This window comes from Bacteroides sp. 14(A) (assembly GCF_000526555.1).
In the GTDB taxonomy this organism is placed as follows: domain Bacteria; phylum Bacteroidota; class Bacteroidia; order Bacteroidales; family Bacteroidaceae; genus Bacteroides; species Bacteroides cellulosilyticus.
In genome coordinates this window covers 1,510,411-1,523,908 of record NZ_JAGH01000001.1, presented here as the reverse complement: position 1 = coordinate 1,523,908, position 13,498 = coordinate 1,510,411, and the positions used below count along the sequence as shown (strand labels likewise).

At 42.0% G+C, this 13,498-nt stretch carries 13 protein-coding genes; 5 read left to right on the top strand and 8 right to left on the bottom strand.

The genetic code is table 11. The annotated features are described in order from the left end of the window. Positions 1–9: 9 nt before the first annotated feature. The 5 genes from K429_RS0105700 (at position 10) to K429_RS0105680 (ending at position 6,849) form a co-directional block, all read left to right on the top strand. A complete protein-coding gene (locus tag K429_RS0105700; RefSeq protein WP_025726302.1) occupies positions 10–3,042 on the top strand; it encodes an efflux RND transporter permease subunit in 3,033 nt (1,010 codons plus the stop codon). Positions 3,043–3,045: 3 nt separating this feature from the next. After that, complete coding sequence (locus K429_RS0105695; RefSeq protein ID WP_025726301.1) at positions 3,046–4,335, top strand: TolC family protein; 1,290 nt, start codon at positions 3,046–3,048, stop codon at positions 4,333–4,335. Between the two features lie 27 nt (positions 4,336–4,362). After that, the gene (locus K429_RS0105690; protein ID WP_007214696.1) at positions 4,363–5,388 is read left to right on the top strand and encodes a sensor histidine kinase; all 1,026 of its coding nucleotides are present in this window, start codon (positions 4,363–4,365) and stop codon (positions 5,386–5,388) included. After that, positions 5,381–6,151, top strand: coding sequence for a LytTR family DNA-binding domain-containing protein (locus K429_RS0105685; protein ID WP_007214697.1), 771 nt, complete (start codon positions 5,381–5,383; stop codon positions 6,149–6,151). The genes K429_RS0105690 and K429_RS0105685 overlap by 8 nt, the downstream gene beginning before the upstream one ends. An 83-nt stretch (positions 6,152–6,234) precedes the next feature. Beyond that, complete coding sequence (locus K429_RS0105680; RefSeq protein WP_025726300.1) at positions 6,235–6,849, top strand: hypothetical protein; 615 nt, start codon at positions 6,235–6,237, stop codon at positions 6,847–6,849. 116 nt (positions 6,850–6,965) lie between these two features. Here the strand turns inward: K429_RS0105680 and K429_RS0105675 are convergent, their stop codons facing one another. The 8 genes from K429_RS0105675 to K429_RS0105630 form a co-directional block, all read right to left on the bottom strand. Further along, positions 6,966–9,602 carry a BACON domain-containing protein gene (locus tag K429_RS0105675; protein ID WP_225979570.1) on the bottom strand — a complete coding sequence of 879 codons (2,637 nt, stop codon included), beginning with the start codon at positions 9,600–9,602 and terminating at the stop codon, positions 6,966–6,968. A gap of 167 nt (positions 9,603–9,769) precedes the next feature. Further along, positions 9,770–10,699, bottom strand: coding sequence for a WYL domain-containing protein (locus K429_RS0105670; RefSeq protein ID WP_007214700.1), 930 nt, complete (start codon positions 10,697–10,699; stop codon positions 9,770–9,772). Positions 10,700–10,957: 258 nt separating this feature from the next. Then, positions 10,958–11,176: a hypothetical protein gene (locus K429_RS0105660; protein ID WP_007214702.1), complete on the bottom strand. Its 219-nt coding sequence runs from the start codon at positions 11,174–11,176 to the stop codon at positions 10,958–10,960. Next, entirely contained in the window at positions 11,176–11,412 is a 237-nt protein-coding gene (locus K429_RS0105655) for a hypothetical protein (protein ID WP_007214703.1), read from the bottom strand. The genes K429_RS0105660 and K429_RS0105655 overlap by 1 nt, the downstream gene beginning before the upstream one ends. Before the next feature lie 83 nt (positions 11,413–11,495). Continuing rightward, positions 11,496–11,933, bottom strand: coding sequence for a hypothetical protein (locus K429_RS0105650; protein WP_025726298.1), 438 nt, complete (start codon positions 11,931–11,933; stop codon positions 11,496–11,498). Between the two features lie 9 nt (positions 11,934–11,942). Beyond that, on the bottom strand, positions 11,943–12,572 hold the full coding sequence (locus K429_RS0105645; protein WP_231501811.1) for a hypothetical protein: 630 nt from the start codon (positions 12,570–12,572) through the stop codon (positions 11,943–11,945). Between the two features lie 274 nt (positions 12,573–12,846). Then, positions 12,847–13,065, bottom strand: coding sequence for a DUF6140 family protein (locus K429_RS0105635; protein WP_022209928.1), 219 nt, complete (start codon positions 13,063–13,065; stop codon positions 12,847–12,849). 25 nt (positions 13,066–13,090) lie between these two features. Continuing rightward, complete coding sequence (locus K429_RS0105630) at positions 13,091–13,495, bottom strand: hypothetical protein (RefSeq protein WP_025726296.1); 405 nt, start codon at positions 13,493–13,495, stop codon at positions 13,091–13,093. Positions 13,496–13,498: the final 3 nt, after the last annotated feature.

Here is a 13,498-nt window from a genome sequence, read left to right as displayed (position 1 = left end):
GCAAGTATCATGAAACTAATCAAATATTTTCTGCAACGCCGCTCTGTCACTATTCTACTGCTGGTACTGGTACTTGCCGGCGGACTATTCTCGTACGTCAAAATGGGAAAGCTGGAGGATGCTCCTTTCACCATTAAACAAGCACTGGTACTGACTTCTTACCCCGGCGCATCTCCTTCGGAAGTACAAAGCCAAGTGACAGATGTATTGGAAGAAGCCATCCAGTCATTGGGCGAACTTTATTACCTGAAAACCGAGAACCGTGCCGGGCTTTCCAAAATCACCGTATATGTAAAGAAAGAGACACGGGCAGATGAGATGCAGCAACTTTGGGATAAACTACGCCGTAAGGTAGGTGATGCGCAGAGCAAACTTCCCGCAGGGGCCGGACCTTCGGTTGTGAATGATGACTTCGGTGATGTGCTGGGCGTCTTCTACGGACTAACAAGCGAAGGACGCAGCTACCGGGAACTGGAAGATCAGGCCAAACTTATCAAAAATGAATTGTTAAAGGTAAAGGATGTCGCACGTATCGAAATCTATGGAACGCAAACACCTACAATTGAGGTAGTGGTCAGTCCCGCCGTTATGTCTCGCAGCGGCATTACGACAGCGGACATAGCCAATGCATTCAATACCCAAAACAAGGTAGTGGATGCAGGTGGAATCACAGCAGGTACAGGACGCATCCGAATCGAATCCACCGGTAACTTCTATTCCCTGGATGAGATACGGCAACTCACTATCGTTTCACGTAGTGGGGAACACTTCCGACTGGGAGATATTGCCGACATCAACGAAAGTTACCAAACACCTGCCAGCAACTTGATGCGCATAGACGGAAAGCCGGCTGTGGGTATTGCCATTTCCACCGTACCTACCGGTAATGTGGTAGATATGGCTGAAGCTATCGAAGCACGCATCGAAGAACTAAAATCTGATATGCCGGAAGGTTTCGGCCTCGTCTCTATCTACGATCAGGGGCATGAGTCTGCCATAGCCAACCAAGGTTTTATCATCAATCTGATAGTTTCCGTAATTACCGTAGTGGCTATCCTGCTTTTCTTCATCGGTTTCAAAAATGGTTTGCTGATAGGTAGCGGACTTGTATTCTCCATATTTGCTACTCTGATTGTGATGTTGGCAGGAGGAATTGCTTTGCAACGCATGTCACTGGCAGCCATTATTATTGCCATGGGAATGTTGGTAGATAATGCCATTGTAGTATCCGACTCTGCACTGGTAAATATGCAACGGGGAATGCGGAAACGGGTATCCATCATGAAAGCATGTTCCGGAACTGCCCTCCCCTTGTTGGCTGCCACGGTCATAGCGATACTGACATTCCTGCCTATCTACTATTCACCACATATCACCGGAGAATTATTATCCTCTCTGGTTATTGTCATCGGTGTATCGCTCATGTTCAGCTGGGTATTTGCACTGACACAAACCCCGTTCTTCATCCAAGAATTTGTACGCCGCCCGCGCCCCTCGGAATTGAGTGGAACCCTCTTTTCCGGCAAGGCTTACGACCGCTTCCGGAGCACATTACGTTTCGTCATTCGCCATCGTTATGCCACAGTGGGGTTGATGGTTGTATTGCTTGTCGTTTCCGCCTGGAGTTTCAAGTTTATCCCGAAAGTCTTTGTACCTGCTCTGGAGAAACCCTACTTTACATTGGATGTATGGCTACCCGAAGGAACCGACATCGCTGAAACCGACCGCACGGCCTCAGAAATGGCTGACTATATCCGCAACCAGGAAGAAACAGAAATGATTTCAACTTATGTAGGACGTACACCACCCAGATATTATCTGTCTAATGTATCTTTCGGCCCGCAACCCAACTATGCTCAGTTATTGGTAAAGGCACGTTCCTCCAAAGAAACCAAAGCGTTGCGCACCAGACTCCAAGACTCTATCCGTACGCTTTTCCCGGGTCCACTCATCAAAGTGAATAAATTCGAGCTGAGTCCGCTAACGGAAGCTGTTATTGAAGCACGCTTCCTGGGTCCCGATCCTGCCGTACTCGATTCACTGGCAGGTATGGCTATCGAGATTATGCGCCGCAACCCGAAAGTAGCGGATGCCCGCAACGAATGGGGTAACATGACACCCATTATCCGACCGGTTTATGATCCGGTAAAAGCAGGTGCGCTGGGAATAACAAAGTCTGCAATGATGGAGTCAGTTAAATCCATCAATGACGGACTTACAGTGGGAGTCTATCGTGATAATGAGAAAAAGGTCCCTGTACAATTGAAATCCGCAGGTACCGATATCACAGATGCACAGGGACTGGGAGACTTTTCTGTATGGAACGGGCAGAATTCCGCCCCATTATCACAAGTCACCGAAGATATTGAAGTAAGCTGGGAATGGCCACAGATGCGTACTTATAACCGACAACTGTCCATGGCCGCCATGTGTGGGGTAAAAGCCGGACACACTATGGCAGAAGTACATGGTGAAATCCGCCAGGAGATAGAATCCATTCAACTTCCTGAAGGATACACCTTCTTCTGGGATGCCCAATATAAGGATCAGCGCGAAGCCATGCAAGCCATAGCAAAATTCTTCCCATTGGCATTTCTGGCATTAATAGTCATACTTGTAGCCCTGTTCGGTAACTTCCGTAACCCGCTAATCATCCTATGTGTATTGCCATTATCTCTTATCGGTGTCGCCGTAGGTATGCTGATGACCGGTTTCGAATTCGGTTTCTTTCCTATTGCCGGTTGGCTGGGATTACTGGGAATGATTATCAAAAATGTAATTGTACTGCTGGATGAGATACAGGTACAACGCCGGGCGGAAGTACCGGTCTATACTGCCATTATCGAATCTACCGTGTCGCGTACCCGACCTGTACTGATGGCTGCCACCACCACTATTCTGGGTATGGTTCCCCTATTGTTCGATGTGGCCTTCGGTGGTATGGCGGCTACTATTATCTTCGGATTGACATTCGCAACGCTACTGACTCTGTTCGTCACTCCGGCACTCTATTCATTGTTTTATAAAGTAAAAGAGAAATAGATTATGAAGAAAATATATATCCTTTTTATTCTATCGTTGTGTGATCCGTTCGCTTTTGGCCAGCAGAGTGCGATGCTGGAGAAGTACAGGTCGATGGCTCTTGAATATAGCCACGACCTGAAAGCGGCGGAGAAAAATCTGGCTGCTAGCATTGAACTGGAGAAATCCGCCCGTGCAGACCTGAAACCCAAACTCTCCGGTGATGCAAACTTTCAGTATACCGGAAATCCCTTAGAGATTAATCTGAACCTCCCCGGTATGGATAACCCGCTACAGATACAAGGACGTGATACCAAATATGGTGCTTCCCTTACCCTATTACAACCTATATATACAGGTGGACGCTTACTTGAAAGTATCCGCATGGCACAGCATCAACACGCTCTTGCTTCGCACCAGAAAGAACAACTTTTATCCGAAGTCTGTTTTCAGACGGATATTCAATACTGGAATACCGTCGCCCGCCAGGAAATTGTAGGTATCGTCGCAGATTACCGGAATTCGATAGCTGCGCTGACTCAAACAATCCGTGAACGGGTGGAGGTCTCACTCGTCAATCCCCAGGATTTGCTAATGGTCGAGGTGAAATTAAACGATGCCGAATTTCAGTTACTCCAGGCACAAAAGAACTTCGATACCGGACTTATGGCCTTCAATTCCCTCATCGGATTACCTCTGGAAGAACCTACACCTATAGATACGATCATTCCACAAGTGGACACTTCGGACAGTTCACGACTGGCACTTGCGATCCCACGCCCTGAAATCAAGATAGCGCATGACCAGATTAAAATGGCGGAAAGTTCATTAAAGTTGAATGACTCAAAATACAAGCCTCAACTATACGTAGGAGTAGACGGAAGTTATTCTTCTCCGGGCTATGACCTGCGTGCCGATCTGGACCCTAACTATGCTGTATATGCCAAAGTCAGTGTCCCTCTGTTCGAATGGGGAAAACGACGAAATGAGAAGCGGGCTTCCAACCAAAAGATCGGTATGGCAAAAGACAATCTGAATCAGATTCAGGATAAAGTCAACCTGGAAATACAGACGGCCCGCCTCTCTTTGTCACAGGCACTGGATCAGGTACAACTAAGTCAGCAATCGCTGGAAAAAGCCCATGAGAATGAACGTCAGGCTATGGAACGCTATAATGAAGGCGAAATATCCATTGTAGAGGTAATAGAGGCACAGACTTACCGGCAAAATGCTGAAATAAATCATGTACAAGCCAAAGCTTCCGCACAAGGACAGTATTCGGCATTAATAAAAGCATTAAACCAATATAAATGATAAGTGGAAATTCGTAACTTTGCCTTTATGAAGTGGAACACTCTTTTATACAGCCTACTCTTTTCAGGATTGGGAATTTTCTCATTCCTGTTGCTGGCCAATTATACCAACCTTACTCCGCAGGTTACGAATACCATCCACACTCCCGGTGCATTTGTTTTTGTTGTTGCCACTTTCAATATATTGGGATATTGTACTCTCCGCATAAGTTCGTGGATGAACCGTCTATACTCCAACAATTTACGTTGGAAGTGGAAATTCATAGCGGTATATATAGGTGTTATGCTATTGTTTCTGCTGTTGAACTACGGTCTGTTGGTGGCTGCCAAACTGATGGGCAGAGCGGAAAATCCATTTACTTTCCAGATAGGGGGAATACGTATTCTATTAGTAGTGTGGTTGGTGGAGCTTGTAATCCTGGGATTATTGCTTGCCAACCGCTCCATAAAGAATGCCCTCCGGCTGCAACAAAAAGCAGCGCAACTACAGAAAGAGAATAATGCGGCCCGGTATACTGCCCTTCAAAATCAGCTGAACCCCCACTTTCTTTTTAATAGTCTGAACACGCTGATAGCTGAGATAGAATATAATCCGTCAAATGCCGTACGCTTCACCCGGAATCTCTCTGATGTATATCGCTATGTACTTCAATCGCAAGATAAAACCCTGATCACATTAGGCGAAGAATTAGAATTCATTCAATCCTACCTTTTCCTGCACGAAGTCAGATTAGGCAACTGCATCGCTTGCAACATCACAATACCAACCGAAGCTATGGAGTATCAGCTTCCTCCGCTAACCCTGCAACTATTAGTGGAGAATGTTATTAAACACAATTCAATTAACAGCAATAAACCGATGGATATCACGATACAAATTGTCGACCACTTTCTGGTTGTCAGTAATCCGATACATGCCAAAAAGAGCGATACCACTTCAGGTGTAGGGCTACAGAATTTATCGAACCGTTGCAAGCTAATGATAGGTACTGACATTATTATCAATAATGAAAATCAGATATTCACCGTAAAAGTTCCCTTAATCTATGAGTAAACTAACTGCTGCCATTATAGAAGACGAAGTACCCGCTGCCCGTCTCCTATCTTCCATCATCACACGTCTGCGTCCCGACTGGGAGGTTACCGTACTACCCGGAAGTGTGGAAGAAGCCATTGTTTGGTTCAGGACACATTCTCATCCGGATATTCTGTTTCTGGATATTCAGTTATCGGACGGTAATTCATTTGACTTCCTATCTGCCGCACAACCTTCTTCATTGATCATTTTCACAACGGCCTATGATCAATATGCCATTCGTGCCTTCACCGTGAACAGCATAGACTATATACTTAAACCGGTAGATGAGAAACGTTTGCTGGATGCTATCGTAAAGTATGAAACTCTGAAAGGAAAAGACTATAAACAAGAAAATTACATAGGAGATTTAATTCAGAGCCTGCAAAAACAGGAAAAAAGCTACCGCACCCGCTTTCTTATTGCCGGAGTGGATAAATTCTGGGCTTTGCAAGTCAGTGACATTGCCTATTTCTATTCAGAAAATAAAATCACCTTTGCCGTCACAAAAAGCGGACAGGAGCATATTATAGACCTGTCTCTCACCCGACTTGAAGAGCAATTGGATCCCAGACGTTTTTTCCGCGCCAATCGCCAGGTAATAGTTTGTATTGATGCCATTGTGCATGCTGCACCTTATTTTAATGGAAGAATAATACTTCACGTAAAACCGATTCATAAGGATAAGATAACTGTCAGCGAAGAAAAAGTATCCTCTTTCAAGATGTGGCTGAACTTTTAACACCATATACAGTCTTTATTCCAAAAAATTATCATATATTTGAAAACATGTTTATAATATAGACTAACTAAAGACTGAAAGATATGACACAAATTAAAGAATTTCTAAGAAGGGGGCTATTCACAGTTATAGTACTTTGCAGTGCTGCAGCATGCAGTAATAATGATGAAAATGAAGATACCAATTACACATTGGATGGCATACAATGGGCTATGCTTAATGATGATAAAGTTGAAGAAACAGTCATAAATATAATGCCGGAAATTTATGAAAATGCGAGTTCATCTACAATAAGCGTTACAATCGACCCGGCAATGGACTATGAACAACTCTCTCAATTTTATTATGATGATTCAAAATTCTTTCAACCTTTAAACCAAACACCCAATGAGGTGAACGTTCTTACGGGTGAATTAGTTTTTAATGATTTCCGTTATGTCTCCGAAGGACCAGTAGTACCCTTTACCCTTGAAGAGTATGCTTATCCTCCCGACAATCATGTTGAGGAGACTTTAACGATTCCTCCGTACCACACTTTATACTATAACGCCACTGTTATCAAACGCGAGGTGACTGCGACATATCGGGCTTATTTCATTGGAAATAACTCTAATGAACGAATTGAAATAACAGGAAAATGGAAAGGAACTTTTTACAGAAATGATAAAAGCTTAATAAGACTTGAAAAAATGGAATAAACAGTCCCTATTCGGGAATAATCAACAAATACTCCTGACAATCATTTTATTATCCTTCGCGCCACTTTCTCCAGTAATGAACCGGATAAAGTGGCGCGAAATAATATATTACAATTCTAATATCCTTCATTTTGCGACATACTTGGATTCACAAAAATCTCGCGCATGGGAACAGGAAACACCTGTCTCCAAATCGGTATATTCAAAGTACTCACTGCAATATTATTACGCTTTAGGAAAGCAAAATAAGTACCTGTCCCTCTTAATTCTGATTGCCATACATTAGCCAAACGATTAATGAACTCATCAGAAGTACGAGTGGTAAAAGCTGAAGAAGACAGCGATGCATTTGAAGAATAAGCCGGAGATCCTATATTGGCTGTCATCACCTGATTCAAATAATTCTCAGCCTGCGCAGAATTCCCTAAACGAGATTCACATTCAGCCAGATTAAGCAGTACTTCTGTATAGCTAAAACAAATATCCGATACCTGTTCAAACTGAACATTGCGATTCGTACCGGAAGCGGGTAATTGATAGATTAAATCTCCCAATTGATATCTGCCACTGTTTACAATTCCAGTCAACATAGATTTAGCCTCAGCGATTTTTCCCTGTTCCATATAAATACGAGCCAATAATAAAGAAGGGAAGTCACGGGAAGGGAAGAAAAAATCATTCATCACCGACTGTCCATTTATCTCTCCCGGCAAGCGTTCACGTAAGAACAGCAATGGTTCTACAAAAAGCTTTAATACTTCAGCCTGTGATATTACAGGTATACTTGTTACTATTTCTGATCGATACTCAGGAAAATATACAGCTTTTCCCCATAAATTAACTTTCTCATAAAATAATATAAAACGCTGCATATCCAGCAATTTCGTTATAGTTATACTATCCGAAGAAGTCAACTCTTCCTTGCTCGAACGTGGTATTTGCTGATTCATGAATAGAATCATATTTACAGCACTATAAAAGGCACTCCATGCATTTTCCACCTCTCTATTATTTGAGTTCAATGTATGATTTATAAAATCGAAATGCCATTCATAACCTTGTTCCTTTTCTGACTGCCGGGAATAGAGTTCCTCTTGCGTATACATTTGTTGCAAAACCAGATAAGAATTCTTATAAAGCCCTGTAAATGTTTGTTCGCCGTATTGAGTCAGACACAAACGTACTACCTTTGTCGGATCAGTTTCTTGCTTGATTATCAGTTTCGCTTCTTTGTTCTCATGCTCTCCATAAATGGTGATTGTAGCAGAACTTGCTTCCGCACTAACTGCCGGTTCTACCTTTATTTCCAGATACTGGCCATCGTCAGATAAGGTTGCCTGATAAGGAATCCGAGGTTTGTTTTCATACATAAACAAAGGCTCCTTAAAGTAAGTATCTACAGAAACATCATAAATAGGGTCATTCTCCTTGCCTTCCGGCCACAAAAGATTCCACTTCGTCATCTTCACCGGTACATTGGCATCTACTTTGATACGATAGGTTCCACCTGCCATAGGTATATCCAAGCTTGTCTGTTCTAACTTCACGGCTGTAGGTTTTCCTGCTTGCCAGATTTTCAAGGTATCACATTCCTGGCCATTCTTACTCTTTATCAACACCCTTCCTCGACGGGGAGCAAACCCGTCATTCTTGGCAGCTTTCAGATAGATTTTGCGAAGTTGCAATCCACGAGCCGCAGTACTTTCTGTAATCCACTGGCAGGTATCCGCCGGATGTATTTCTACATCGACATTGGCATTTACGTCTATACCCATAATTGTATCATTAGGAGTCTTCAGTTCGATATTCTTATTATCAATCACTACTGCATCTTTCTGTGCTTGTATCACAGTCAGTGTGTCAGCAATCGCAGTATTATCTTTATTATAGAAAATAATTTTGGCGCGGCGACTCTCATTCGCATCATTGGGACTGATTGTATAATAAATGGTGTGACTGGACATTCCCCGACTCATTGTGGCCTCTTTAATCCAACTCACATCCGGCATAGTTATACCATACTCACAATTGCTACGTAACTCTACCTTAATCGTCTCTCCCTTGTCACCAACAGGATATTCATTCTCATTCAACAATATTACATCACCTCCATACTGATAAACTTTTACGGTTTCGGTCAAAGTACCATCAGTGATATATATTTCTCCTTCACGTTTCTCTCTTTCCCCATTCATCTCTATCTTGAAGCTGATAGTAGAGGCTTTCAATCCTCGAGTAGTAGTAGAAGCTGCGGATTTTATCCAACTCTGACAATCATCTGCAATAATAGCTTTATACTCCACATTAGCTTCCACTTCCACATCAATTGTTCCACCTTCCTGCTTCACTTCCCTACGTTCACTTGATATCAGCAAAGCATTTTTTTGCTTTTGCGCAACCATCAATGTTTTCTTAGTTTTACCGGCATTAATAGTAATAGCAACGCTACGTTCATCATAACTATCATTATCCTCAACACTGATAGAAATTTCTGCCTTTCCGGGACCTCCACTAGTGGGATAAACTTGATACCACTTTTCACCATTCCGAGTGGTTGCAGCGGTTATGTTCCAGTTTTCTGTAGCCGTAAACTCCAAAGACTGAGTACCCGCAGATGTTGTGAAATTCACACCTTTCTCAAACAGGGTTTCTGTTTCAGGTGGCAAGGTAATTGTAGTTTCATCTTCTACTTTATCATCACTACAAGCAACCAATAACATCAGGCACGCAAGTAGATGCCATGTGTTTTTCATAAACGATTTTACTTTCATATATTATTGTTTCATTAATGATCAAGATTTCAAGGTTTTATTCTTCGCTCTTCCTCCTGCTCCGGTTCTCTTCAATGCAGAGGACAAAGATATAAAGACTTCCATGAAATAAGGTTAAAAGGGGGTAGAAAACGTATTTTGACACCCATTTATTCATCTATTGCATGGCTTTCTCCTGTTTCATAGCCTGATAGAGTTGCACGAAGCACCTGTATCATATCCTGTCGGAATGATTCCGGTGAAAGTATCGCCAATTTATCCCGATACCAAAGTAATTCTTGCTTTAGATCATACGTAGGTCGCACGAACATTTCAAAATCCGTATAATCTTCCGTATGGTTCACTTCTATTTGGGATGCGTGGAGCGGAACATCTTTTAGATAAGCATCTTGGGGCCAAAATGCACGAAAACGAATAGTTATTGGCTCAAACTGTCGTATAATTCCAAAACAATGTTCAAAATAAACTTCCGGCTTCAAGATTGCCCGCAATTTAGGGGAGAATTTCACCTTACTCCCTTCCAACAATTCTATTTCTTTCACCCGTTCCAGTGCGCAAGTCATGGCGCGCTCCTTGCCTCTAACTTCGCCTATCACATACCATCGTTGTTTGAACAGGCGAACAAAAGCGGGCAACAGAATGATTTCTTTCTCATCCTGATAATGTGATTTATACACTATCCTAAGCAGTCGCTTCCCGTCGATAGCCTCCATCACATCCTGTAAAAGATTGGCAGCCGGTGGTGCAGGTTCTATCATCACTTCCTCCCGTTGATTCACACGTTCAGCAAGACTCGATACACGAAAAGCACTTAAAAGCCACTGCTGCAACTCGTCATTTTTAAAACCATCCGGTCGAATAATTTTATATAAATTCCCGTCACGTTTATCACATTTGATGTCTACGTACATCAATGATTCCGCTTCCCGCCGGTAGCGGTTGAAAGTCCGCTCCGCCAACGGATCTCCATCCTCATTAGCCGATGCATTCAACCATTTTTTCTGTATCTCAGGCAAAGTTAGCGGCTGGATACTCAAGGTATCAATCAACCACAAACAAAATTTATATTTGAATATCATTGTTCATCCTCCTTACCGAAAAGAAAGTCACATATCGAATTACTCAACATTCTACTAACCTTCACTATTATTTTTATAAATACAATTAAATAAACCAAGAGAATCACATTGGTATGCCACTGCAATTCAAATATGCTGGGTGCATCAGGATCAAGCAATACCGCAATAAAAAATGCACTTCCAAACATGAAAGTTGATAAGCCACTTGTTATCAATAAGAACACAATAGTTGTCAGACAGCCTCTCATAGTCCTTATCTTATTTAATAATGAAATAAACAAGTTTACCCAGAACCCACGAGGTAAAAAGTAAAGCTATCAACCCCACTATGGCGCACAAAGTTACTGCCAGAAAGTTAGTGATATGCCATGCCTCACGTATTTCTCCTGCCACAATGAGAAGAAACATAATTACGAACGGCGAAGGCAACAGGCAAAGTATGATAGACACCCACTCGGCTACACCCTTCTTTGTCATCACTTTCCCTCCTTTCTTTTTCGTTCTTCTTCTCTCCTATCCTCTTCTGCCAGTTCTTCTTTACTTTCCCTGACACCTTCCCAAAAACTTTTGGAAAGCAATAACCATCCAAGGATATAGCCAATGACAGCAAGAATCCATTCGTTCCATCCGAAAGCAGTGGCAAAAGCCGCACCAACAATAGCTCCGATGCCTCCGTTAATGAGGCTCTTAATCAAACCTTTAATTGTCTCCATAACTAAACGATTTTAATGTTTATATTCCGTTTGTTTTATGGAGGCAAAGTTAGGGGGAGGTTCGGCCAAGGGCAGTCGGCATCTCACTTATTTTTCAGAATCTTATTATCTACTGTTTCTAACAAATATCTATTCATCCATTTCTCCTTTTCAGCTCTCAACTCATTAACCGTCTGTCGCAATTCAGTAACCAACAAGCCCAATCGTCGACCCTCCCCTTCCTTTTTCCAAACTCTCCTTTCTTCCGAAGTCATTAAATCCTTCTTACGCAACTCGCTCACCAAGCGTTTGTTTTCTCTCTGTAACCAATCTATTTTTTCCATCAGTTCTTCTATATTGCGTTGCTGTCGATGTAAACAGACTTTGTCTGGAATATAGGGACTCAAATTGTTATCATCCGTCACATAATCCATCATCCATGTCACTCCACGCATGAATGCATCCATTTCTTTCTGTGAAGGGTCGAATTCCTTTATGTAATCTTGGAGAAGGTGTTCTCTCGCTTTAGATAAATCGTTCATTTAAATATGTTATTGATTCATTTCACTTAACATTTTTGAAACATATCCATCATGGCGAAACCACTTATGAGCCCAGTTAGGCACCATAAATATATATCCTGAACCATCCTCATGAGGAGCACAATCCAATTGATTTCCTATAGCAAGTCCGGCTTCCTCCTTGGATATTCCGCAGCAACGTCCCAGCTCCTCACGCAGCAAGTCATAGGTGACAGCCCGTATCATAGCGGCTGTAACTCGATGTTCCTTTACCGCTTGAGCTGTTTTGGGATTCTTCAGCAATATCTGTTTCATTTCTGATGCAGATGGCGTTCTGACTACCGGCCCCACTCTTAATCCCCAAAAGCAGTACTCACCTTCGACTTTGAACATACAGAAACCTTCCTGAGAATTACGAGAATTACACTCTTCAGCATAGTGCTTCAATTGAGAATTCGTTATGTTCCTCATTAATTCAGGAATGATAGGTTGATGACGTAGCTGACCGTAAGTATAGCGTTCGCCATTAATACCACCACTGCCGGAAGGGATATCAGAGTCACTGACAATGCAAGTTTCAGTATCAAGCTTTTCCAATGATAAAGGATAATCAGGATACTTCATTTTAAATCTAACTTGTTCTTCAATCATTCGGTTCATAACATCTAACACTAAATCTTCCAACATCCACCCAAACTAAACAATCAACCAAAATATTCCCCAAAGAACAAATGCCACTAATGGTATCCAAATATCCAACCAATACATTTCCATCTTAGTACGCGCAAGAATTATCAACAAAACCCACAAAATAGCAAGCCCTATCCAATTAGAAGAGAAAAAAGCGACATACGATTGCATAAAATCTACCATATTAAATTATTTATAAAATTAAAAACTTCATTTTTCTTTTGAATAAATCCCATATATACTTCTACCCTATTCTATCCACCTTCAAATATCCCGAATTCAATACTCCCATTTTCTTCAAGTCAACCCCAAAAGCTGATTTGAAGATATTATTCACTTGTTCCGCTGTGGGTTGATGAGTTATAGGTGGATACATGGAAGCTATTTCAATACTCATGCCCGGTTCTATAACCATACCTGCCGAACGGGCGGAGATTTTCACTGTAATTCGATAACGTGCCATAAATTCCTATTATTAGACTATTCAATTAAAAATCCAAATTCAATACTTCATCCTCATTATCCAGAGCCTTGGTAAACTCAGCAAAACTCTCCAACGGATTTTGAGAAACTATAGAACTAATACCTTTCAAAGAAATAATAATCAGTTCTCTGTCATCAGAAGCCAGTGCTTGGTCCAATGTTTTATAGTGAGCCATCAATGCCGTACTACGTTCTGCAAAAATCTGTGTCAGCACATCACGGCATAACTCATAACGCTGCGTTATCTTTTGAATTTGCACAGCATTCTGAAGTTCCAACTTCTTAATTTCTTTACTCAACCTATTATTCTCCGCCCATATATCCGTAGCCCGATTCACTATTTCAGGATTATTCCGAACATAGGTGGATAACGAACCCGCAGTTCGCAACACAGCATCTTTTGCTCCCATTTT

Bases quoted from the DNA above. Each gene is read 5' to 3' on its own strand.
- K429_RS0105635 (WP_022209928.1), bottom strand. From the start codon at position 13,065: ATGGCACGTTATCGAATTACAGTGAAAATCTCCGCCCGTTCGGCAGGT.
- K429_RS0105690 (WP_007214696.1), top strand. From the start codon at position 4,363: ATGAAGTGGAACACTCTTTTATACAGCCTACTCTTTTCAGGATTGGGA.
- K429_RS0105695 (WP_025726301.1), top strand. From the start codon at position 3,046: ATGAAGAAAATATATATCCTTTTTATTCTATCGTTGTGTGATCCGTTC.
- K429_RS0105685 (WP_007214697.1), top strand. From the start codon at position 5,381: ATGAGTAAACTAACTGCTGCCATTATAGAAGACGAAGTACCCGCTGCC.
- K429_RS0105700 (WP_025726302.1), top strand. From the start codon at position 10: ATGAAACTAATCAAATATTTTCTGCAACGCCGCTCTGTCACTATTCTA.
- K429_RS0105650 (WP_025726298.1), bottom strand. From the start codon at position 11,933: ATGAACGATTTATCTAAAGCGAGAGAACACCTTCTCCAAGATTACATA.
- K429_RS0105670 (WP_007214700.1), bottom strand. From the start codon at position 10,699: ATGATATTCAAATATAAATTTTGTTTGTGGTTGATTGATACCTTGAGT.
- K429_RS0105645 (WP_231501811.1), bottom strand. From the start codon at position 12,572: ATGAACCGAATGATTGAAGAACAAGTTAGATTTAAAATGAAGTATCCT.
- K429_RS0105655 (WP_007214703.1), bottom strand. From the start codon at position 11,412: ATGGAGACAATTAAAGGTTTGATTAAGAGCCTCATTAACGGAGGCATC.
- K429_RS0105630 (WP_025726296.1), bottom strand. From the start codon at position 13,495: ATGGGAGCAAAAGATGCTGTGTTGCGAACTGCGGGTTCGTTATCCACC.
- K429_RS0105660 (WP_007214702.1), bottom strand. From the start codon at position 11,176: ATGACAAAGAAGGGTGTAGCCGAGTGGGTGTCTATCATACTTTGCCTG.
- K429_RS0105675 (WP_225979570.1), bottom strand. From the start codon at position 9,602: ATGAAAAACACATGGCATCTACTTGCGTGCCTGATGTTATTGGTTGCT.
- K429_RS0105680 (WP_025726300.1), top strand. From the start codon at position 6,235: ATGACACAAATTAAAGAATTTCTAAGAAGGGGGCTATTCACAGTTATA.